Annotated in this window: 20 protein-coding genes and 1 tRNA gene; 9 read left to right on the top strand and 12 right to left on the bottom strand. The window is 70.6% G+C overall.

What is annotated here, in order from left to right; translation table 11 throughout:
• Positions 1–85: 85 nt before the first annotated feature.
• Together ABZ194_RS12430 and ABZ194_RS12435 are read left to right on the top strand one after the other, a co-directional pair.
• A complete protein-coding gene (locus tag ABZ194_RS12430) occupies positions 86–619 on the top strand; it encodes a GNAT family N-acetyltransferase (protein WP_355595308.1) in 534 nt (177 codons plus the stop codon).
• A gap of 78 nt (positions 620–697) precedes the next feature.
• A complete protein-coding gene (locus tag ABZ194_RS12435) occupies positions 698–1,036 on the top strand; it encodes a DUF202 domain-containing protein (protein ID WP_355595310.1) in 339 nt (112 codons plus the stop codon).
• 132 nt (positions 1,037–1,168) lie between these two features.
• Here ABZ194_RS12435 and ABZ194_RS12440 read toward each other — a convergent pair whose 3' ends face one another.
• Both ABZ194_RS12440 and ABZ194_RS12445 read right to left on the bottom strand, forming a co-directional pair.
• On the bottom strand, positions 1,169–2,320 hold the full coding sequence (locus tag ABZ194_RS12440) for an ROK family protein (RefSeq protein ID WP_355595312.1): 1,152 nt from the start codon (positions 2,318–2,320) through the stop codon (positions 1,169–1,171).
• On the bottom strand, positions 2,321–3,520 hold the full coding sequence (locus tag ABZ194_RS12445; protein ID WP_355595314.1) for an FIST N-terminal domain-containing protein: 1,200 nt from the start codon (positions 3,518–3,520) through the stop codon (positions 2,321–2,323).
• A gap of 153 nt (positions 3,521–3,673) precedes the next feature.
• On the opposite strand from ABZ194_RS12445, the gene ABZ194_RS12450 reads away from it, so the two are divergent.
• Positions 3,674–5,071 carry a sigma 54-interacting transcriptional regulator gene (locus ABZ194_RS12450; protein WP_355595316.1) on the top strand — a complete coding sequence of 466 codons (1,398 nt, stop codon included), beginning with the start codon at positions 3,674–3,676 and terminating at the stop codon, positions 5,069–5,071.
• A 63-nt stretch (positions 5,072–5,134) separates the two neighbouring features.
• Positions 5,135–7,081, top strand: a complete 1,947-nt coding sequence (locus tag ABZ194_RS12455; protein WP_355595318.1) for a hypothetical protein — start codon at positions 5,135–5,137, stop codon at positions 7,079–7,081.
• Between the two features lie 83 nt (positions 7,082–7,164).
• Here ABZ194_RS12455 and ABZ194_RS12460 read toward each other — a convergent pair whose 3' ends face one another.
• On the bottom strand, positions 7,165–7,521 hold the full coding sequence (locus ABZ194_RS12460) for a DUF6292 family protein (protein ID WP_355595319.1): 357 nt from the start codon (positions 7,519–7,521) through the stop codon (positions 7,165–7,167).
• A 453-nt stretch (positions 7,522–7,974) separates the two neighbouring features.
• On the opposite strand from ABZ194_RS12460, the gene ABZ194_RS12465 reads away from it, so the two are divergent.
• A complete protein-coding gene (locus ABZ194_RS12465; protein WP_355595321.1) occupies positions 7,975–8,400 on the top strand; it encodes a hypothetical protein in 426 nt (141 codons plus the stop codon).
• Between the two features lie 142 nt (positions 8,401–8,542).
• Here the strand turns inward: ABZ194_RS12465 and ABZ194_RS12470 are convergent, their stop codons facing one another.
• Positions 8,543–9,682, bottom strand: coding sequence for a cystathionine gamma-synthase (locus ABZ194_RS12470; protein ID WP_355595323.1), 1,140 nt, complete (start codon positions 9,680–9,682; stop codon positions 8,543–8,545).
• Between the two features lie 245 nt (positions 9,683–9,927).
• On the opposite strand from ABZ194_RS12470, the gene ABZ194_RS12475 reads away from it, so the two are divergent.
• Complete coding sequence (locus ABZ194_RS12475) at positions 9,928–11,148, top strand: histidine kinase (protein ID WP_355595325.1); 1,221 nt, start codon at positions 9,928–9,930, stop codon at positions 11,146–11,148.
• 11 nt (positions 11,149–11,159) lie between these two features.
• On the opposite strand, the gene ABZ194_RS12480 is transcribed toward ABZ194_RS12475, so the two are convergent.
• Positions 11,160–12,533 (bottom strand): cystathionine beta-synthase, encoded by a 1,374-nt coding sequence (locus tag ABZ194_RS12480; protein WP_355595327.1) that lies wholly within the window; start codon positions 12,531–12,533, stop codon positions 11,160–11,162.
• Between the two features lie 393 nt (positions 12,534–12,926).
• On the opposite strand from ABZ194_RS12480, the gene ABZ194_RS12485 reads away from it, so the two are divergent.
• From ABZ194_RS12485 to ABZ194_RS12495, 3 genes are all read left to right on the top strand, one after another.
• Positions 12,927–13,901, top strand: coding sequence for an SGNH/GDSL hydrolase family protein (locus tag ABZ194_RS12485; RefSeq protein ID WP_355595329.1), 975 nt, complete (start codon positions 12,927–12,929; stop codon positions 13,899–13,901).
• 74 nt (positions 13,902–13,975) lie between these two features.
• The gene (locus ABZ194_RS12490; RefSeq protein ID WP_355595331.1) at positions 13,976–15,304 is read left to right on the top strand and encodes a PQQ-binding-like beta-propeller repeat protein; all 1,329 of its coding nucleotides are present in this window, start codon (positions 13,976–13,978) and stop codon (positions 15,302–15,304) included.
• A 188-nt stretch (positions 15,305–15,492) separates the two neighbouring features.
• Complete coding sequence (locus ABZ194_RS12495; RefSeq protein WP_355595333.1) at positions 15,493–16,713, top strand: acetyl-CoA C-acetyltransferase; 1,221 nt, start codon at positions 15,493–15,495, stop codon at positions 16,711–16,713.
• Positions 16,714–16,796: 83 nt separating this feature from the next.
• Here ABZ194_RS12495 and ABZ194_RS12500 read toward each other — a convergent pair whose 3' ends face one another.
• The 7 genes from ABZ194_RS12500 to ABZ194_RS12530 form a co-directional block, all read right to left on the bottom strand.
• Complete coding sequence (locus tag ABZ194_RS12500; protein WP_355595335.1) at positions 16,797–17,207, bottom strand: PPOX class F420-dependent oxidoreductase; 411 nt, start codon at positions 17,205–17,207, stop codon at positions 16,797–16,799.
• Positions 17,208–17,292: 85 nt separating this feature from the next.
• On the bottom strand, positions 17,293–17,520 hold the full coding sequence (locus tag ABZ194_RS12505) for a DUF4287 domain-containing protein (protein WP_355595337.1): 228 nt from the start codon (positions 17,518–17,520) through the stop codon (positions 17,293–17,295).
• A 276-nt stretch (positions 17,521–17,796) separates the two neighbouring features.
• The gene (locus tag ABZ194_RS12510; protein ID WP_355595339.1) at positions 17,797–18,573 is read right to left on the bottom strand and encodes a Bax inhibitor-1/YccA family protein; all 777 of its coding nucleotides are present in this window, start codon (positions 18,571–18,573) and stop codon (positions 17,797–17,799) included.
• A gap of 148 nt (positions 18,574–18,721) precedes the next feature.
• A complete protein-coding gene (locus ABZ194_RS12515) occupies positions 18,722–19,105 on the bottom strand; it encodes a helix-turn-helix domain-containing protein (RefSeq protein ID WP_355595341.1) in 384 nt (127 codons plus the stop codon).
• A gap of 405 nt (positions 19,106–19,510) precedes the next feature.
• A tRNA-Leu gene (locus ABZ194_RS12520) sits at positions 19,511–19,583 on the bottom strand.
• A gap of 214 nt (positions 19,584–19,797) precedes the next feature.
• Entirely contained in the window at positions 19,798–21,126 is a 1,329-nt protein-coding gene (locus tag ABZ194_RS12525) for an FAD-dependent oxidoreductase (RefSeq protein WP_355595343.1), read from the bottom strand.
• Positions 21,127–21,297: 171 nt separating this feature from the next.
• On the bottom strand, positions 21,298–22,095 hold the full coding sequence (locus ABZ194_RS12530) for a uracil-DNA glycosylase (protein WP_355595345.1): 798 nt from the start codon (positions 22,093–22,095) through the stop codon (positions 21,298–21,300).
• Between the last annotated feature and the right edge of the window lie 163 nt (positions 22,096–22,258).

The raw sequence follows: 22,258 nt of genomic DNA on the forward strand, positions 1-22,258 counted from the left end.
GTACCGGGTTCCGGGCACGTGGCGCACGCGGTGAGGGCGGATAAGTCCGTGGCGCCGGAGGGGGGCCAGGTGCGACGATGGCGCCATGACCGAGGTACGGGTGGCTCATACCGCCGATCTGGACGTCGCCGTCCTCAAGGCCGCGCGGGCCCTTCTCGACGAGGTCTTCGAGGGCGACATGGATGACGACGACTGGGAGCACGCCCTCGGCGGCGTTCACGCCCTGGTGTGGGAGGGTGCCGAGCTGATCGGGCACGCCTCCCTGGTCCAGCGGCGGCTGCTGCACGGCGGCCGGGCGCTGCGCACGGGCTATGTCGAGGGCGTCGGGGTGCGCGCGGACCGTCGCGGTCGCGGACACGGCGCGGCCATGATGCGGGAGCTGGAGCGGGTGGTGCGCGGCGCGTACGACCTGGGGGCGCTGGGCGCCTCCGACGAGGCTGTGGGTTTTTACACGGCACGCGGGTGGAGGCCGTGGCGGGGGCCGACCTCGGCGTTCACCCCCACCGGCACCACGCGTACCGAGGAGGAGGACGGCTGCGTCTACGTCCTCCCGCTGGCCGTTCCGCTGGATCTGTCCGGTGAGCTCATCTGCGACTGGCGCGAGGGTGACGTCTGGTAGGCACGCCGTCCGATGTCTGTCCGGCCGCCCGGCCGCGTCGGCCGGCGTCAATCGGCCTGCCCGGTTTACCGTTGTCGAATGAACCGCTTTCCGGAGGGGGCGAGCCCAGGCGACCGCGCGAGTGATCATCTGGCCAACGAGCGGACCTATCTGGCGTGGCTGCGGACCGGGCTCAGCATGGCGGCACTGGGCGTGGCCGTCGCCAAGTTCGCCCCCGGCAGAGGCATGCACGCCGTCATCTCGGGCGTCATCCTGCTCCTGGCCGGTCTGATGCTGATCTTCTATGGCACGTCGCGCTATCGCACGGTGAGGCTGCAACTGATCGCCGGTTACTTCACGCCCGCCAGGTTCGGCGCCGTGGTGACCGTGACCATGGCCACCATCCTCACACTGATCGCCGGCCTGGTCTTCCTCTGAGCCCGAGCCGGAACGGAGTCTGAGCCCCGGCGTTGATGTTCGATTTGACATCCTCCCCCGACTGAAGGCGCGGGATTCCAACCCGAATCCCTACGCGGTGAGGAGTTCGGAGTGACCGAAGACGTATTCGGTCTATCGGAACTCCGAGGGCCAGTACCGGTCGGCGGCGAGGAGCAGGGCGGCGGCGCCGACCAGGCCCGCGTCCTGGCCGAGGGCCGCCGGGACGACCCGGACCCGCCGGGCGAACTCCATCCGGGTGTGGTCGCGCAGCGTGGCCCGTAGGGGGTCGAACAGCAGTGGCCCGGCCTGGGAGAGACCGCCGCCGATGGTGACGGCGTCGAGGTCGCAGAGGTTGACGGCGGAGGCGATGGCCAGGCCCAGCGCCCGACCGGCCCTGCGCATGGCGGCCAGGGCGATCTCGTCACCCGCCCCGGCGTCCAGGGCGAGCTGCCGCCCGCTGGCCGCCGCCTCCTCCACATAACGGGACGGCACCCCACGAGACGGAGCCGCATGGAACGGGGGATGTACGGTTTCTCCGCCCGGCAACGCGTCCCCGGCAACCGTGCCGGCACCCGCCTCCTTGTCCACTCCCGCACCCGGCGACATGGGCTTGTCGCGCGGCACGGCCGCGGTGCCGGATACGGCGTCCGCGGGCGGTGCGGCGGCGCCGGGGGTCCAGCCCTGTTCCAGCGCCCAGGCGGCCAGGGCCGGGCCCCGGGCGATCGCCTCCAGGCAGCCTCGTCCGCCGCAGCCGCACACCGGTCCGCCGGGCTCGACCACGATGTGGCCGATGTGCCCGGCGTTGCCGCTGCCGCCGTGGATCAGCCGGTCGCCCAGGACGAGCCCGCCGCCCACCCCCGTGGACACGACCATGCCGAGCATGTTGGCGCTGCTGCGCCCCGCGCCCCGCCAGTGTTCGGCGACGGCGACGCAGACGGCGTCGTTGTGGATCCGGACCGGCACGCCGGGGAACCGTTCGACGAGCCCGGCGCGGAGCGGAAAGCCGCGCCAGCCCGGTATGTTCAGCGGCGAGACGACGCCCTCCGGCCAGCTCATCGGGCCGCCGCAGCCGACGCCCACCCCCTCGGCGGCGGAGCCGTCCAGCACGGAGTCGATCAACTCGACGAGCGTCCTCCACAGGGCCGGGGCGTCGCCGCCGGGGGGCGTGGCCACCCGGCGGGCCCGCCGGACCTCGCCCCCGGATCCCCCGGATCCCCCGGAGTCGACCAGGGCCGCGGCGAGCTTCGTCCCGCCGATGTCGACGGCGAGCACCGGTCCGGACATCTAGTGATCGTAGAGCGGGTCAGTGGCCGGGCGGGAGGAGAAGACCAGGACGGAGGCGGTGAAACCGTGCACGTGGTTGTGTCCGCCGACCGGGCCGACCTCTCCCGCCGCGAAGAATCCGGCCACACCGATGGGGCCGAGCGTGTCGTGGACCGCGACCGCGTCGTGGTCGGCGCTGCCGAACATGGCGGATCCCCGGCCGTTGCAGGAGAACAGCAGCGCCCCGTCCGCGCTGCCGAACTCCTCGCGGTGGGCGTCGAGCAGCTCGTAGAGGTCCTCGTCGGCGGTGGCGGCGTCGCGGACCTGGAAGCGGACGGTGCGGCCGATCTCAACGACGTCGCCGATGGCCACGGCCTCCCGCTCCGGGTCGATGCCGAGCACGCCCCGGATCAGGAAGTCGCCGCGCTCGTGCCGGTCGGCGTACTCGTCCATGGCCACGCCGATCTGCAGCCCCGAGGCGACCAGGTCCCGGTCGTCCTCGTCCAGCGCGCTGACGATCTCCTCCAGCCTGGCCAGGGCGGGCTGGCCGGCGAGTTCGAGGAGCAGGTTCTCCTCGACGTCGGTGACGGCCATGGTGGGGCCGATCGGGCGGCAGCCCTGGCTGACCACGGTCCTGACGTTGACGGAGCCGCCGAGCAGCACCCCGACGGCGCCCTCGGTGTAGATCTTTCCGTCGGCGAACAGGCGCACCGCGCCCCGGCCCTGGAGGGCGTTGGCCAGCCCGCCGATGAGCGGGAGGTTGCCCAGCACCTCCTCCGAGCGTTCGACGAAGCCGTCCGTGGGAAAGCTGTAGGGGTCGGCGAACAGGATGGCCGCGTGGTCGTCGGGGTGGCGTTCCGGCAGACCTACCACCACAAAACGGTCATCGGCTCGCAAGGTGTCCAGGGCGAAGGTGGTCACCCTGGCTCCCTCCAGGGTGGCGGCCCACGCGCTCACCGAGGGCGTGACCTCGACCCCCCTGCCGTCGCCGATCACCCCCGTCGCGCTGCAACCGACGACCGAGGCGCCGGGGACCATGCTCATGGCCCGCAGCCCGGCACGGGAGACGTCGTCGGGATCGTCACCGCAGATGAAGAAACAGACCAGGTGAGGGGGTCCGGTCAGGCCGGAGACGGCCTGGCGCACCGCGGTCTCCGCGGCCGTCACCAGGTCGGTTCCCACGGCGAGACCGTCGGCGAAACAACTCGTCAACAACGCCACTCGTCTCACCTCCCCTTCTTGTCCGAAGCCTTGCCTTGGAGCGATTCTCCCCACTGTGGAGACAAGCACGCGCATTGGCCGCCACGCGATGGTCAAGATCCGAAAGCGGGATAAGAGTGCCGGTTTCGGCTCCGGGGACGTAGGCTCGATCCCGTGCCTCAAATCCCAGAGCCGCGTACTCTGCGCGAGCTTCGCGCGAGTGGCCATACGCACCGTACGGTAAAGACCGAGATCCGCGAGAACCTTCTGGCCCGTCTCCGGGCCGGAGAGCCGCGGTTTCCCGGAATCGTGGGCTTCGACGACACCGTCCTGCCCCATCTGGAGCGCGCCCTGCTCGCCGGGCACGACCTGGTCCTGCTGGGCGAGCGGGGCCAGGGCAAGACCCGGCTCATCCGCACCGTCACCGGCCTGCTCGACGAGTGGACCCCGGTGGTCGAGGGCTGCGAGATCAACGACCACCCCTACCAGCCCTCCTGCGTCCGCTGCCGGCGCCTGGCCGACGGGGCGGGCGAGGATCTGCCGATCTCCTGGAAGCACCGTGACGAGCGGTACGGCGAGAAGCTCGCCACCCCCGACACCTCCGTCGGCGACCTGATCGGCGACGTCGACCCCATCAAGATCGCCGAGGGCCGCACGCTCGGCGACCCCGAGACCGTCCACTACGGCCTGGTCCCGCGGAGCAATCGGGGCGTCTTCTCCGTCAACGAGCTGCCCGACCTGGCCGAGCGGATCCAGGTGTCGCTCCTCAACGTGCTGGAGGAACGCGACATCCAGGTCCGGGGATACAACCTGCGCCTGCCGATGGACATCCTGCTGATCGCCAGCGCCAACCCCGAGGACTACACCAACCGCGGCCGGATCATCACCCCGCTGAAGGACCGCTTCGGCGCCGAGATCCGCACCCACTACCCGTCGTCGATCGAGACCGAGCTGGAGCTGATCCGCCAGGAGGCCGCGCTCGACCAGGTGGGCGCCGACCTGCCCGGCCACCTGATCGAGGTGATCGCCCGCTTCACCCGGCTGGTCCGCGAGTCCACCGCGGTGGACGCCCGTTCCGGGGTGTCGGCCCGGTTCTCCATCGCCGCTGCCGAGACCGCCGCCGCCTCCGCCGTACGGCGTGCCGCGCTGACCGGCGAGGAGCGCGCGGTGACCAGGGTGGCCGACCTGCCGGGCATCGTGCACACGCTGCGCGGCAAGGTGGAGTTCGAGGTCAGCGAGGAGGGCAGGGAGACCGAGGTCCTCTCCCACCTGCTGCGCCGCGCGGTGGCCGAGACGTTCCGGGGCACGCTCGGCGGCGTCGACCTGACCGCGCTGCTGGAGAGGTTCTCCGAGGGCGCCCAGGTCGAGTCGGGGGTCCTGGTGCCCGCGGCCGAGCTGCTGCGCGAGGTCGGCCCGGTCCCCGGCCTTTCCAAGATCATGTCAGGGCTCGGTATCGGCGACGAGTCGCCGGGGCACGCCGCGGCCGCGCTGGAGTTCGCCCTGGAGGGCCTCTACCTCCTGCGCCGCCTGTCCAAGGACGAGGTGGACGGCATGACGGTCTACCGCACCTGAGACACCCGATGTCGGTGACGTCCTCCCCGGGCCGAGATCCGGGGGCTGCGCTGGAGGTGTTCGATGAGCTACCGCTACGGCGAATACCGGGACGGGCCCGATCCGCTCGCCCCGCCGTACGACGTGCGCTCGGCGCTCGACCAGATGGGCGACGCCGTGCTGACCGGCGCCAACCCGGGTCACGCCCTGCGCGACCTGCTCAAACAGGGCCTTCCGGGTGCGCAGGACCGGCGCGGGCTGGACGACCTGCTCCGTGAGGTACGGCGCCGCCGCCGCGAGCTGCGCGAGCGCGGACGGCTCGACGGGACGCTGGAGCGGGCGAGGGCCCTGCTGGAGCGGGCGATCGGCCAGGAGCGGTCCGAGCTGTTCCCCGACCCGTCGGACGACGCCCGGCTGCGCGAGGCGGAGCTCGACGGCCTCCCGGCGGACACCGCGAGCGCGATCCAGGAGCTGAACGGCTACCGGTGGCGCTCGGACGCCGCGCGGCGGACCTTCGAGGAGCTGCGCGGCCTGCTCCGCCGCGAGGTGCTCGACAGCCAGTTCCGCGGGATGCGGGAGTCGCTGGCCAACCCCGACCCGGCCACGATGGAGCGGGTCAGACAGATGATGTCCGAGCTGAACGGCATGCTGGACCGGGATGCGCGCGGCGAGCACACCCAGGCCGAGTTCGAGCGGTTCATGCGGAAGTACGGAGACATGTTTCCGGAGTCGCCCCGGAACCTGGAGGAGCTGGTCGACGCCCTCGCCCGCCGGGCCGCCGCCACCCGGCGACTGCTGGCCTCGCTCACCCCCCGCCAGCGCGACGAGCTCAACGAGCTGATCAACCAGACGCTGGAGCAGGCCGGGCTGGGCGAGCAGATGCGCCGGCTGGGCGAGTCCCTCCACGCCCGCCGCCCCGACCTCGCCTGGAACACCCCGGAGCGGCTCACCGGGGAGGGGCCGATGGGAATGGGCGAGGCGGTGACCGCGCTGGAGGACCTCGCGGACCTGACCCAGCTGGAGGCCGCGCTCCGCCAGGACTATCCGGGCGCCCGGCTGGACGACATCGACGAGGCGGCGATCCGCCGTGCCCTGGGCCGGGGTGCCGTCGACGACCTGGAGGCGCTCAGGCAGATCGAGCGTGAGCTGGAGCAGCAGGGCTACCTCCGCCGCCGGCGCGGCAAGCTGGAGCTCACCCCCAAGGCCGTCCGCCGCCTGGGTGAGACCGCGCTGCGCCGGGTCTTCGCCTCCCTGGACTCCGGCCGCCGAGGAGATCACGACCAGGTGGACGCCGGTTCCGCCGGAGAGCTCACCGGCTCCTCCCGGCCCTGGCGGTTCGGCGACGAGCAGCCCATCGACGTGGTCCGCACCGTGATCAACGGCGTACGGCGCGGCGGCTCCGGCGCCTCGGTGACCCTGTCGGTCGACGACTTCGAGGTGGCCGAGACGGAGCGGCGCACGGCCGCCGCGGTCTGCCTGCTGGTGGATCTGTCCTACTCGATGGCGTTGCGCGGCACCTGGGCGGCGGCCAAGCAGACCGCGATGGCCCTTCAGGCGCTGGTCGCCTCGAAGTTTCCCCAGGACTCGGTGCAGATCGTCGGCTTCTCCAACTACGCCCGCGTCCTGCAGCCCGGCGAGCTCGCCGGGCTGGAGTGGGACATGGTCCAGGGCACGAACCTGCACCACGCCCTGCTGATCGCGGGCCGCCACCTGGACCGCCACCCCGACTTCGAACCCGTCGTGCTCGTGGTGACCGACGGCGAGCCCACCGCCCACCTGCGGCGGAACGGCTCGGCCGCCTTCGAGTGGCCGCCCACCCGCGAGACGCTGGAGCTGACGCTCGCCGAGGTGGACAAGATGACGCGGCGCAGGGCGACGCTCAACGTGTTCATGCTCGCCGACGACGAGCGCCTGAAGGAGTTCGTCGACGAGGTGGCCCGCCGCAACGGCGGGCGGGTCTTCTCCTCCGGCGCCGACCGGCTGGGCGAGTATGTCGTCAGCGACTTCCTGCGGACCCGCAGAAAGCGCTGATCCTCACCGGCAACGGAGCGATCGGCAACGGAATCCGCCCCTCCCGGAAAACGGGAGGGGCGGACACCGGAGAAGGGGGAGGATCAGGCGTAGGCGAGGTAGCCGTTGAGCGCGCGGTCGAAGCCGTCGCGGTAGTGGCGGTAGGAGCGGTAGCAGGGCCGCCAGGCGGTGCTGTTGCCGAGACCCGCGCGGGCGTCGGCGATGGCGTCGGGGACCCGCTCGGGGGTGAGCAGCAGGCCGCCACCGAGATAGCGGGTGTCGGTGAGGATCGTGCAGTGCTCGCGGTCGCCGATCACGTAACGGCCACAACGCCAGCCGCTCTCCTCATCCCAGACCAGGGCGTCCCCGTCGATCAGCAGAACGGTGATGGTGCGTGGGTCATATGGTCCCTCCCACCAGCCGACGACCTCGGAGCGGAGCGCCTCGACGACGCGGCTCACATAAAGAGTCGGCTGATGCAGCCACTCCTCGGTATACGGTTCAGCATGTTGAACAATCACAGCGGGCACTCCTTTGTGCCAATGTGCACGGGCTGGTTCGACGCTCGCCCGGCACAACCGCGACCTCACCGACGACGGTCTCATCACACGGGAACGAGCTCGTCAGCGATCCTACTCACTTCATTAGAGTGCTCAGGGAAGAAATAGAAAGATCTACCATCGCGCTTCCCCATAAATAATCACCATCTAAATTGTCATGTTCCAGAAAAACCTTCCGCTAACCGATGGCCGTCGTCCCCTCGACGATATTCACCGCCGGGGAGCGGAGACCGGAGGCCCCGATCGCCCGCCGCGCCCCGGCACGCCCGCGACGGCCTTCCAGGCGGCGTCGTCCGGCGGCGGGCGTGCGCGTGCCGTACCCGGATGAGATCACAGCGGGCTAATGTCTGGTTCATGACAGACCTGCTGCTCTGGCTGCACATCGGTTTCGCGATCTTCACCCTGGGGCCGATCACCGCGGCGACCATGTCCACGCCACGTTTCATCCGCACCGGAGACCTCAACGTCCTGCGCTACCTGCACAAGACCACCCGCGTGTACGGCATCGCCGCCGTCGGCGTGTTCCTGTTCGGCCTGATCCTGGGCCGCGAGTATCTCGGCAAGCCCTATCTGTCGATCTCCATGACGCTCTTCATCGTCGCCGCGGTGCTCCTGGTCATCGTGGACCGCGACCAGATCACCGCCATCCGGGTCCTCGGCAACGAGAACCCGGACGACGACGCGAAGATGCAGACCGGGCGGATCGCCGCGCTCGCCGGGATCATCACCCTGATCTGGCTGGTCATCCTGGTGCTGATGGTCTGGGGCAACCCGTCCTGACCGCGGCCCGCCCTGACCGCCCGAGCCCCCGTCCCCCCGAGCCCGCCCTGCCCGAACCCCCGTTACCGAGGCGGCCCGGCCGGAGCGGCCCGGCCGAGGCCGCCACCGGCCGCTCCGGCCGGGCCGCTCCCGCCGGGTCGCGCTAGCCCAGCGCCCTGCTCAGGTCCGCGAGCAGGTCGTCGATCGACTCGATGCCGACCGACAGCCGGATCAGGTCACCGGGGACCTCCAGCGGCGAACCCGCCGCGGAGGCGTGGGTCATCCGGCCCGGGTGCTCGATCAGCGACTCCACGCCGCCGAGCGACTCACCCAGGGTGAACAGCTCGGTCCGGTCGCAGATCTCGACCGCCTCGGCCTCTCCTCCGGCGACCCGGAAGGAGACCATTCCGCCGAAGCGCCTCATCTGCTTGGCCGCCACCTCGTGCCCGGGGTGCTCGGGCAGGCCCGGGTAGAGCACCGAGGTGACCTTCGGGTGGGCGAGCAGCAGGTCCACCACCCGCTCGGCGTTGTCGCAGTGGCGCTCCATCCGCACCGCGAGCGTCTTGAGCCCGCGCTGGGTCAGCCACGCGTCGAACGGCCCCGCCACCGCGCCCATGGCGTTCTGGTTGAAGGCGAGCCGGTCGCCCAGGCCCGCGTCGGCGGTGACGAGCGCGCCACCGACCACGTCGGAGTGTCCGCCCACATACTTCGTGGTGGAGTGCACGACGATGTCCGCCCCCAGCGCCAGCGGCTGCTGGAGGTACGGTGAGGCGAAGGTGTTGTCCACCACCAGCAGCGCGCCGCTCTCGTGCGCGATCTCGGCCAGGGCCGCGATGTCGGCGATGCCGAGCAGCGGGTTGGTGGGCGTCTCCACCCATACGACCTTGGTCTTCGGTGTCATCGCGTTCACCACGGCGTCCAGGTTGCCGAGCGGCACCGGGTCGTAGTGCAGGCCCCAGCCCTGATACACCTTGGCGAACAACCGGTAGGTGCCGCCGTAGGCGTCGTTCGGGATGATCACGTGGTCACTCGGCCCGCAGACCGTGCGGAGCACCGCGTCCTCCGCCGCCAGGCCGGAGGCGAAGGCCAGGCCGCGCGCACCGCCCTCGACGGCGGCGACGGCCTCCTCCAGCCCGGTCCTGGTCGGGTTGGCCGACCGGCTGTACTCGTATCCGGCGCGCAGCCCGCCCACGCCGTCCTGCTTATATGTGGACACCGCGTAGATCGGCGGAACAACGGCCCCGGTGTGAGGGTCAGGTTCCTGACCTGCGTGAATGGCCAGAGTCTCGAATCCTTCAGTCATAAGCCCACGTTACTCGTAAATGGGCGGCGACATCCGACGCCCTTATGGACGAAACGCCCCAGCCGATATGTCTCCGCCTCCCGGTCGTCGTCCCCTCGTCATCTCCTCGGCCTTCTTCCCCGGGCCCCGGCTTGCCTGCCCTGACCTCCCACCCCCGGCCGCCGCGGTCCCGGCCCGCCGGGGGGACGTCCACTCGGCCGAACGGCTGATACTCCAGGTCAGCCGGGGGGTTAGGCTCAGTGGCCGTGGCGGAGACCCATCGCGTCGTCTACTGGATCCAGCGGCTCAGCGAGATCGCGTTGATCGGCTGGCTCCTGCTGCTGCTCCTGATCGACGCCGGGATGGCCGCGTCGAGTAACGGCCCGACGATGTGGCCGGGCGTGATATGCGGCGTCGTCGGCATCCTGGCCGTGCTGTGGCGCCGTACCCGGCGGGTCGGCGGCCTGACCGTTCTGCTCGGGGCGTCGTTCCTCCTCACCCTGATCACCGGGATCAGCCGCGTCGGCGCGGTGCCCGGCCTGGCCGAGACCGGGTCTCTGCTGATCCTCACCATCGGCGCGCTGCGCTGGATCGAGCCGATCAGCCGGGCCGGGCTGTTCGCCCTGGCGTCCATGATCGTGCTGGAGACCGCGGCGGGACGCCTCCGCGACGAGGCCCCCGCCCTGGCCACCGGGTTCGTCATCTTCGTCGGCTGGGCCGTCGCCGCCGGGATCGGCGCCTACCTCCGCTTCCAGCTGGAGCGCCGCAAGGAGGCGGTGCGCTCGGTACGGCGGGCCGAACGCCTGGAGCTCGCCAGGGAACTGCACGACCTGGTCGCCCACCACATCACCGGGATCGTGGTCCAGGCGCAGGCGGCCAGGGTCGTCGCCGAGGGGAAACCGGAGGCCGTCGTCCCCGCGCTGGACGCGATCGCCGGGGCCGGGGCCGACGCGCTGACCTCGATGCGCCGCCTGGTCAGTGTGCTGCGCGCGGAGGACCAGGCGGACCGTTCCCCCGGCACCACGCTCATGGACATGCGCACGCTGGTGGAGCGGTTCTCGGCCGGCGGCCCCCAGGTCGCGTTCGACATCGGCCAGGGCATCACCGACTCGACCCTGGCCCCGGAGGTGATGACCACCCTCCACCGGATCCTGCAGGAGTGCCTCACCAATGTCCGCAAGCACGCCCCGGGCGCCGGCTGGGTGGAGGCGGACCTCCGGCTGAGCGACGGCTCCGACCAGCGGGCCCGGTCCGGCAGGGGTCCCGGCGCCAGGCGGGACCCGCGTGACCAGGCGGGCCCCGGGACTGCCTGGGTGTGGCTGCGCGTGCGCAACTACGGCTCGGCCGCCGACATCAGGATCTCCCGCCTGGGTGGCGGGTTCGGGCTGGTCGGCATGGCCGAGCGCGTCGAGGCGCTCGGCGGGCGCCTCACCGCCGGTCACACCCCGGAGGGCGCCTGGCAGGTGCTGGCGGAGTTTCCCGTCTGACCCCGGCCGGTCTAGTGGTTGTTGACCAGGAAGGCCAGCAGGTCCTGGCGGGTGAGCAGGCCGACGGGTTTGCCGTCGTCCAGGACGACCGCGGCGCCGGCCTTCTCCAGCGCGTCGACCGCGATGGAGACCGGCTCACCCGCGCCGATCATCGGCAGCGGCTGGGACATGTGCTCGGCCAGCGGATCGGTCGGCCGCACCCGGCCCCGGTAGAGGGCGTCGAGCAGGTCGCGCTCCAGGATGGAGCCGACCACCTCGGCGACCATGACCGGCGGTTCCTCCTTCATCACCGGGAGCTGTGACACCCCGTACTCCCGCATGATGGAGATGGCGGTGTCCACCGACTCGTGCGGGTGGGTGTGCACGAACTCGGGCAGGCCGGAGCCCTTGCGGTTCAGCACATCCCTGACCAGGCCCTCGTCGGTGGAGGTGGTCAGGAAGCCGTAGTCGGCCATCCACTCGTCGTTGAAGATCTTCGACAGGTAGCCCCGGCCGCCGTCGGGCAGCAGCACCACGATCACGTCGTCCGGACCGGCCTGCCTGGCCACGCGCAGCGCCGCCACCGTCGCCATGCCGCAGGAGCCGCCGACCAGCAGCGCCTCCTCGCGGGCCAGGCGGCGGGTCATGCCGAAGGAGTCCTTGTCGGAGACCGCGATGATCTCGTCGCAGATGGTGGTGTCGTAGGTGGCCGGCCAGATGTCCTCGCCGACGCCCTCCACCAGGTACGGCCGGCCGGTGCCGCCGGAGTAGACCGACCCCTCGGGGTCGGCGCCGATGACCTTCACCCGGCCGCCGGAGACCTCCTTGAGGTGGCGTCCGACGCCGCTGATCGTGCCGCCCGTGCCGATACCCGCCACGAAGTGGGTGATACGCCCCTCGGTCTGCTCCCAGATCTCCGGGCCGGTGGAGTGATAGTGGCTGTCGGGGTTGTTCGGATTGGAGTACTGGTCGGGCTTCCAGGCGTTCGGCGTCTCCTTGGCCAGCCGGTCGGAGACGGAGTAGTAGGAGTCCGGATGGTCGGGAGAGACCGCCGTCGGGCAGACCACGACCTCGGCCCCGTAGGCGCGGAGTACGGCGATCTTGTCCTGCGCCACCTTGTCGGGCACCACGAACAGGCACTTGTATCCACGCTGCTGCGCCACGATGGCCAGGCCGACCCCGGTGTTGCCCGAGGTGGGCTCCACGATCGTGCCGCCGGGAGGCAGCGCTCCGGATCGCTCGGCGGCGTCGATCATGCGCACCGCGATCCGGTCCTTCACCGAACCGCCCGGATTGAAATACTCCACCTTGGCCAGCACCTGGGCGGGCGATCCGGCCGCCACCCTGTTCAGCCGGACAAGTGGGGTGTTGCCCATCAGTTCAACGAGCGAGTCATGCACACGCATCGCGACGATCACCTCGAAATACCAGAGCCTTGTGAGCTTGTCTGTTGAACGCCGTGGCCCCCAGGGGGCGGGTGGGGCTCGGCTCTTTCAATGGCCACGCTACCGATTCAAAGGCCACGCTACCGAAGCGCGGACGGGCGCCCCGGCCCGTCCGCGACGGAGGCGGGGCGGAAGCGCGGCGGAAGGGGGGGTGGAAGCGGGGTGGAAACGACCGCCGGACGGACAACGGAGAGATTCTTAGGCGAAATGACCCTCGTAGGCGGGTAAAACAGAAATATGTTCCGCTATCCCGGCAGGAGGTAGTCCCACCCGAAGCCGCACGTACGGCAGGCGGCGATCGCCGTCCCCCCGGATGGCGAGGATGCCGGCGTCGCATCTCATCGAGGGGGCAACGTGATCTGGACACCGGGGGCGGCGCGGGCCGCCCGGCGCATCGCGGCCGGTGCGGCCGTGGGAGGAGGAGGGTTGACCGCGCTCGGCGCGGTCACCTACGGGCTGTTGCTCGCCGAGGCCGAACTGGCCCGCCGCATCGTCGGCCGGCCACACGGCATGGAGGGACCGCCGTCGGACGGGATCTACGGCGACTTCGGCGGCGAGCCGATCCGGCTGGTCATGCTGGGCGACTCCACCTCGGTGGGGCTGGGCACCACCGGCCCGGCCGAGACCCCGGGCGTGCTGATCGCCACCGGCCTGGCCGTCATCGCCGAGCGGCCGGTGCGGCTGACCGTGGTCGGCAAGTCGGGGGCGGCCTCCGCCGAACTCGACGAGCAGGTGGAGCAGGCCGTGGAGTCCACCCCCGAGATCGCGGTGATCTTCATCGGCGCCAACGACGTCACCACGCGGACGCTGCCCGCGCAGGCGGTACGGCATCTGGGAAAGGCGGTGCGGCGACTGCGCGAGGTGGGGGTGGAGGTGATCGTGGGCACCTGTCCCGATCTCGGCACCGTCAGGCCGATCGCGCAGCCGCTGCGCTGGGTGACCCGGCGATGGAGCCGCCGGCTCGCCGCGGCCCAGACGGTCTGCGTGATCGAGGCGGGCGGCCGTACGGTGGCCTTCGCGGACCTGCTCGGTGCGGAATTCACTGCAAATCCGGGCGAAATGTTCGGACCCGATCAATACCACCCGTCTGCCCAAGGTTATCTACAGATTGCTTACGCGGTGCTACCTTCTGTATGCACCGCGTTTGGATTGTGGCCCGAACCACGCCCCGAACGCAGTGAGTCGATTTACCTCGCGGCGGCCATGGCCGCGGAGGAACCCGGCGCCGAGGTCTCCGCGACCCAGGTCGCCGGCCGAGCAACCGGAACCCACGGACGGTGGGCGATGATGTTCCGCCGGAGGCCGGGGGTGCTGCCCAACGACGCCTGAGCACGGTTACCCTCCGCGGCGAAGCCGTAACGCCTCGCCCCCATTGGAGTGCAATGCCCGTGACCCGGCCTCACGTGAAAGCGGCTCTGGTGCTCGTCGGAGCCCTGTCCCTGGCCGGCTGCTCCGGCAGCGAAGCGGCCACACCGCCCCATCCGACCTGGCACAACGGCGAGGTGAACGCGGTCAGCCGCACCACCTCCGCAGCCGGGGTCGCCATGACGACCTCCCTCCGGCCGGAGGGCACCCTGGAGACGGTGGCCCTGGACCTGGCCACGGGCAGGAAGCTGTGGGCCCACCCCGCGACCATGGCTGGACGCCTGCCGGGCATGGGGGTTCCGGCCCCGGCGATCGTCGAGACCGGCGAGGGCAAGGCCGTCGCCGTCGCCGTCGACCCCGCCCGCGAGGGCCGGTGGAACGCCACGCTCATCGGCCGCGACGCGAGGACCGGAACGCAGCGGTGGACCCGCCCCCTGCACTCCACGTTCGGGCCGCAGCGGTGCGGGGCCTTCATCTGCGTCTCCGAGCACACCGCGCTCGCCAAGGCACGGATCGTCGTGCTCGACCCGGCCACCGGCAGGCCGATGTGGAAGCTCCCCGGCATCGCCGAGGTCGAGTGGTCCGACGCCTCCCGGGCCGTGTTCCTCCGCCTGGCCCGGCACCCCGTCCTGGAGGCGCACGACCTGAAGTCCGGCAAGCTCGCCTGGCGGCTCCCGGTCGAACAGGCGCTCGGCGCCGGGGTCGACATGTCGGGCGGCTGGTCGTTCGGCGCGACGGACGACAACCTCATCGGCTACGTCGCCCCCTACACCAGACCGGCCACGAAGAAGGTCTCCTCCTTCGGCCTCTTCTCCGTCAAGCTCGCCGACGGCACGGTCAACTGGATCCGCCCCTCGGTGGTGCGGGTCTACCCCAGCGGCAGCCCCGGCTTCGCGCCGGTGGTCCGCCCGGTCGACCGGCAGGGCCGGTACGGCGGCTTCGCCCGGCTTGACGCCGAGAGCGGCCGGGTCCTCGGGCAGATCCCGGCGGCCCAGGTCCCCGGCTCGGGCTGGTGGCTGGCCTTCCCCGCCCGTATGGAGAAACTCGGCTTCCTCAAGCACGGCCGGCCCGGCACCGCCTTCGACCTGGCCACCGGCCGGGCCGCCGAGATCAAGACCGAGCGCGGCTGGTCCTTCTGCGTCACCGACCCCAAGCCGCTCCCGCTGAAGGACCAGCCCCGGGGCTTCTACTCGGTGGCCTCGCTCTGCGAGTTCGACCTGGCCGGCGGCCGGAAGACGCCCGGGGCCGAGGCGCCCCCCGCCTGGTTCACCGGCAGTCAGGACGGCTGGCGGACCTGGCGCGACGAGGCGGGCGGCCTGCACGGGATCAAGGACGGCGCCGGAACCACCCCCGGCATGTACGGCTGATCCGCCCCCCGTCCAGGAGTCCCGCGCGCCCCCCGGCGGACACCCGTACGGGGAGTCCCGCGCGCCCGTACGGGGGAGCCCGGCGGACACCCGTACAAAGTTCTGTTTTGGGCCGCCCCGGTCGTGGCCGCCGATCCGGCGCGAGGTAACCTCCGCAAAGGAGCGACCAACCAACCCAGGAGAGCCATATGCCCGAGGCAGTCATCGTCGCGACCGCGCGCTCGCCCATCGGACGTGCCTTCAAGGGATCACTCAAGGACATCCGTCCCGACGACCTGACCGTCCAGATCATCAGTGCCGCGCTGGCCAAGGTTCCCCAGCTCGACCCGGCCACCGTCGACGACCTGATGCTGGGCTGTGGCCTGCCCGGCGGCGAGCAGGGGTTCAACCTCGGCCGCGTGGTGGCCACGCTGCTCGGGCTGGACACCGTGCCCGGCACCACCGTCACCCGTTACTGCGCCTCCTCGGTGCAGACCACCCGGATGGCCCTGCACGCCATCAAGGCGGGTGAGGGTGACGTCTTCATCTCGGCGGGCGTGGAGTGCGTCTCCCGTCTCGCCAAGGGCGACTCCGACTCGCTGCCCGACACGCAGAACGACCTGTTCGGCGAGGCCCGGTCCCGCACGGCCAAGACCGCCGAGGGCGGCGGCGAGGTCTGGCACGATCCACGCGAGGACGGGGTGCTGCCCGACGTCTACATCTCGATGGGCCAGACCGCGGAGAACCTCGCCGGGTTGAAGGGCGTGTCCCGCCGGGAGCAGGACGAGTTCGGCGTCCGCTCCCAGAACCTGGCCGAGCAGGCGATCGCCAACGGCTTCTGGGAGCGGGACATCACCCCGGTGACCCTGCCCGACGGGACCGTGGTCGGCAAGGACGACGGCCCGCGGGCGGGCACCACCTACGAGACGGTCTCCCAGCTCAGGCCGGTCTTCCGTCCGGACGGCACGGTCACGGCCGCCAACTGCTGCCCGCTGAACGACGGCGCCGCCGCGGTGATCGTGATGAGCGACACCAGGGCCGCCGAGCTGGGCATCACCCCCCTGGCCCGGATCGTCTCCACCGGCGTGACCGGCCTGTCCCCCGAGATCATGGGGCTGGGGCCGGTCGAGGCCTCCCGGCAGGCGCTGGCGCGGGCGGGCATGTCCATCGGCGACGTGGACCTGGTGGAGATCAACGAGGCGTTCGCCGCCCAGGTCGTGCCGTCCTACCGGGATCTCGGCGTCGATCTCGACCGGCTCAACGTCAACGGCGGCGCCATCGCGGTGGGGCACCCGTTCGGGATGACCGGTGCCCGGATCACCTCCACCCTGATCAACAGCCTCCGCTTCCACGACCGGTCGATCGGCCTGGAGACCATGTGCGTGGGCGGCGGCCAGGGCATGGCGATGGTCCTGGAGCGCCTCGCCTAGTGCGGTGACCACATGCCCTCACCGGGCTGACGCCCTGTCCGCCGGCCTGGAACGCCCGGACGCGCCCGCGGACGCCGGGCGGTTCAGCCGTGGACGTCGGGACCGGCGCGGGTGATCTCGATCCTCAGGATCACCCGCCGGTCCCGCTCCATGGTCGAGCGGTACTCGTCCCAGTCGGGGTGCTCACCGGAGATGCCACGGTAGTAGCTCACCAGCGGCTCCATCGCCTCGGGCAGTGAGACGACCTCCGTGTCGCCCTCGATCTGAACCCACGGGCCGAAGAAGGCGTCGGTGGTGACGCAGAGCACCGCCCGGGGGTCCCCGCGGAGGTTGCGGACCTTGGCCGCGGTCTCCCGGCTGCTGACGACCGCACGTCCCTCGGCGTCCAGCCCCACGGTGACCGGGGACATCTGCGGTCGCCCGTCGGCGTGCCTGGTCAGCAGGACCGCGCGGTGGTTGTCGCGGATGAAGTCACGCGCTCTGTCGAGTTCCATGATCCCATGATGGCCGGGCGGCCGGGCAGGCGAAAGCCCGCACCGCCGGGCGGAGGCGCGGGCTCGCGGAGAGGTGGTCGGCGGCTTACAGATAGCGGCTGCGGCGGTGCCGCTCGTGCTCGCGCACGATGGCGGCCGCGTAGCCGTGGGTCAGCCCGTGCTCGTCGGCGAGCCAGTTGGCACGCTCCTCACAACGCAGGAAAGACGGGCCGTTGTCGATGGCTTGAAACCACTCTGGGAGTGCGCGTCCGGTGATGTCCGAGACCCTGGCGATCAGCTTGCTCTGCGTCTCCGGTGAGTGGTTCAACGACATGGGCACCTCCACGGATAGAGCTCCTTTGCTTGACAGTGCCTCACGAACTCCCAGATGGCAAGCCCTCACCACCGGGTCCCCCGCCGTTTTCCGTCACCCGGCGCCCGCTCCCCGTCCTTCCCGGGTCCGGCCGTGGGACCGGCCGACGATTACCGTCCGCCCGCCGCCCACCCGCCGCCCACCTGCCGTGCGACGGTCGCGGGAGGCCGTACGGCAGCCGCGAGAAAGGGAGAACCCCCGCCGGGGCGAACTCCGGCGGGGGTCCTCATCCGTCCGCTAGTCGCTGCTGGTGAAGTAGCTCAGCAGGCGCAGGATCTCCAGGTAGATCCAGACCAGGGTGACGGTCAGGCCGAAGGCCATGAGCCAGGAGTACTTCTCCGGGGCCCCGGCCCGCACACCCTGCTCGACCGCGTCGAAGTCGAGGAGCAGGAAGAAGCAGCCGATCAGGATCGCCGCGATGCTGAACACGTACGCCAGCGGGCCGCCGGAGCGGATGCCGATGCCGTCGGCGATGAAGAAGCCCGCCACCAGGTTGATCAGCATCAGGCCCATGAGGCCGAGACCCGCCGCGACGACGAACTTGGTGAACTTCGGCGTGACCCGGATGATGCGCAGCGAGTACACCGTCAGCATGGCGGCGAAGGCGAGCGCCGTGCCGACCACCGCCTGGAAGACGATGCCGTTGTACAGGTCGTTGTAGATGTGACTGACCACACCGATGGCCACACCGTAGGAGACCGAGTAGCCGAGGATCAGCACCGGGTTCGTGCTCTGCTTGAACGAGACGATCAGCGCGAGCACCAGGCCGATGAGCGCACCCGCGATCAACGCCCCCTGCCCGAGGTTGAGCGCCCAGGCCACCGCGGCGGAGACGACGAGGGTGCCCAGCGTGATGAATCCACGCACCACCACGTCGTCGATCGTCATCGCCCGCTGCGCGGGGGGCGCATAAGACGGTGCGTCGTACATACCTCGGAGCTGGTCGGGGGTCGGCGTCCCCCAGGCCTGCTGGCCATGGGACTGCCGGCTGAATACGGGGTTCTTACTCTCCATCGCTGCCTCCACGCTGCGACCTACGCGATCAGCGTATTAGATCGGTTGTCACACGGCCGTATCGTGTTCATATCCATTTTCGGTGGGAGCGGCCGTACGGCTACCGCCGAAGGATCCAACGAACGATCGCCACTCCCGGTTCCCGATCTCACAGCGGCACCGTGGTCCTCTCGTCGAAGAGGCGCCGGGAGGTCTCCACCTCGTCGCGGTGACGCCGGACCCACTCGCAGATGCCGGTCACGGTGACGAGCAACTCCCGCCCGATCCCGGTGAGCGTGTACTCCACCCGGGGCGGGGAGGTGGGGTGGACGTCGCGCGCGACGATGCCGTCACGCTCCAGAACGCGGAGGGTCCGGGTCAGCATGCGTTGGTTGATCCCCTCCACCCGGGCCTTGAGCACCGAGAAGCGCTGAACCCCGTCCCCGAGCGCGGCGATCACCAGGATGGACCATTTGTCGCCGAGTGCGGCGATCACCTGCCGGGCGACCCCGTTGGCCCGCAGCACCTCGCCCAGGTTCCCTTCATCACCCATGGTTACCATTTTATACCGACTCTCGATAAACGTCAGCACCGGAAACCGCGAATCACCCCGCAACAGGTACGAACCATCCCGAAACCATGCGACAGTAACCACATTCCGTTATCGCCAGTGAACCCGCCGTGTCACCCCGGAACTTTCCTACGGAACGCACCCCGGCCGACCGATCCCCGGCCGGGGAAAGACGCCGGCGTCCCGATTTCCCGCGCGGTTCACACGGAGGCCGACGCCGTTCCCGCAAAGAACGTTCCAATGCCGGGCCGGGTGGAGAAACCCGATCATCCATTCGCCCCGGTCACTCGCGACGCTGGGTGACAACCGTGGACAGCGAGGTGACACAGAACAGCCCGTGTCGACGTTTTCGCCGGTCACGGGCTTGATTCCGCAGATCAACACGAGTGCCCCCGGAGGGACTCGAACCCTCACTCTAACCCTTTTAAGGGGTTTGCCTCTGCCATTGGGCTACGGGGACGCCGCAATCATACGTAACTGACCACTCATCCGAGGAGCACAACTTTGTATCAGGCGTCACACGGACCCGTGATGAGGCTTCCGGCCGTGGACCGCTTTCTCGTATGAGCACGTGGAAGCATGTCACGGGCGCCGGGGAGGTGACCCCGCGGCCGGAGAGCGCGGCCACGGGGACGGGGAACCTCAGGGGAAGAAAGATGGATCTTCGGTGACGATCAGGACGACGCCGCCTTACGGAACTCGCTGCGCGGAGCCTCGATCTCGCCGAGCGAAACGGTCTCCCGCTTGAAGAACAGCGCCAGGGTCCAGTCCATCACCACGCGGACCTTGCGGTTGAGGGTGGGCACCCGCGACAGGTGATAGGTGCGGTGCATGAACCAGGCGGGGAACCCGCGGAGCTTGATCCCGTAGACGTTGGCGACCCCCTTGTGGAGACCCAGCCCCGCGACCGACCCGACATACCTGTGCCGGTACTCGACCAGCGGCTCGCCGCGGAGCCTGCGGGTGATGTTGTCGGCGAGCACCCTGGCCTGCCGTACGGCGTGCTGGGCGTTGGGCGCGCAGTACTGGCCCGGGTTGGTCACGTCGGGCACCCCCGCCACGTCTCCGGCGCAGAAGGCGTCCTGGACCCCGGCCACGGTCAGGCGGGTGGTCGTCTTGATCCGGCCGCGCTCGTCCAGGGGAAGGTCACCCGCGCCCGCGATCGGGCTGGGCTTGACCCCGGCGGTCCACACGATGGTGGCCGACTCGAACTCCTCGCCGTTGGAGAGCTTCACCAGGCCGCCCACGCAGGAGTCGAGGCGGGTGTTCAGCTTGACCTCGATGCCGCGCTCACGGAGCTGCTCCACGGTCCACCTGCCCATCTCGGGGCCGACCTCGGGAAGGATGCGGTCGGTCGCCTCGACGAGGATCCAGCGCATGTCCCGGCGGGAGAGGTTGTGATAGTAACGGGTCGCGTCGACCGCCATGTCCTCCAGCTCGGCGAGCGCCTCGACACCGGCGAAGCCGCCGCCGACCACGACGAACGTCAGCGCCCGGCGGCGCAGGGCCTCGTCCTCGTCGGTCTCGGCCCGGTCGAGGAGCTCCAGCACCCGGTTGCGCAGCGCGATCGACTCACCGACCGTCTTGAAGCCGATGGCGGCGTCGGCGAGGCCGGGGATGGGGAGCGTGCGGGAGACCGAGCCGGCGGCCATGACGAGGATGTCGTAGCCGATGTCGTGCGAGGTGCCGACGTTCGGCGCGAAGGTGACGGACTTGGCCGCGTGATCGACCTTGGAGACCTTGCCGTTGAGGATCGTCGCGCTCGGCAGCACCCGGCGGAGCGGGACCACCACGTGCCGGGGCGAGAGGTTCCCCGCCGCGGCCTCCGGCAGGAAGGGTTGGTAGGTCATGTGGGATTCGGGGGTGAGGACGGTGACGCGGACGCTGCCGTCGCGCAGTTCCCTGCGGAGCGTGTGCTGCAGGCGCAGCACGGTGTAGAGACCGACGTAGCCCCCGCCGACGACCACGATGTGCTTGGAGTTGCGGTTCACTGGGAACGCCATCCTTAGGTCCGGGGCTTGTGAACACTTTCACAAGCATATGTCCCCTCCACAGGGATCACCACGACCGCCTCGGGCAATTTGCGACACAGTTTCCGTATTTAGAAGATCACCCTCCTCTTCCAGAGGAAAGTTCGGTGAATATTCGTCGGATGACGGGTCTTGTGACCGAATTCACAAGGCGCGGAGCGCGTTCGCCCTGGCGAAGAGCCGGTCGAGCATCTCGGCCGTCACCCGGCCGGTGAAGGTGTTCTGCTGGCTGGGGTGGTAGCACCCCAGCAGGCGGGCGGCGGTCCCCTCCCGGGAGATCTCCACCTCCACGCCGTGCCCGAAGGGCGGACGCGGGCTCGGCAGCGCGTATCCGGCGTCCCTCAACGCCGGCCAGATCGCCTGCCAGGCGAAGCCGCCCAGGGCGACCACCACCCGCACGCTGCCGGCCACCAGCGCCACCTCCCTGGCCAGCCAGGGGAGGCAGGCCGCCCGCTCCGACGGCTCGGGCTTGTTGGCCGGCGGGGCGCACCGCACGGCGGCCAGCACGCGGGCCCCCACGAGGCGCTGCCCGTCTCCCGCGTGGACACTGGTCTCCTGTACGGCCAGGCCCGTCCGGTGGAGCGAGGCGAACAGCCAGTCACCGCTGCGGTCTCCGGTGAAGATCCGCCCGGTGCGGTTCCCGCCGTGCGCCGCCGGGGCCAGCCCCACGATGAGGACCTCGGGCCTCTCCTCCCCCCAGCCCGCGATGGGGCGCCCCCAGTAGGTCTCCGCGGCGAACGCCCGCCGCTTGACCGTCGCCACCTCCTCGCGCCACGCCACCAGACGCGGGCAGGCCCGGCAGACGGACTGCCGGGCGGTGAGTTCACCGAGGGTACGGCTCGCCTCCGCGAGCCGCCTCACCTGGGCGGGGTCGCCGGCCACCGGGGTGTCCGGCCGGGCGGGGTCGCCGGGCCAACCGGAGCCGGGAGGAACGAAGCTCATACCCGCGATCGTGCCACGACGGCCGCCGTGGCATCACCGCGCGCCGCGAGACGGCGGACGCGAAAGGGCGGAGACGCGAAAGGGCGGCGCCCGCCGGATGCGGGTGCCGCCCCTCCTGCACGTGAAGCTCTTCGGGGGACTCGGCGTCGGCCAACCCCCTCCT

This window comes from Streptosporangium sp. NPDC006007 (assembly GCF_040614315.1).
Lineage (GTDB): Bacteria > Actinomycetota > Actinomycetes > Streptosporangiales > Streptosporangiaceae > Streptosporangium.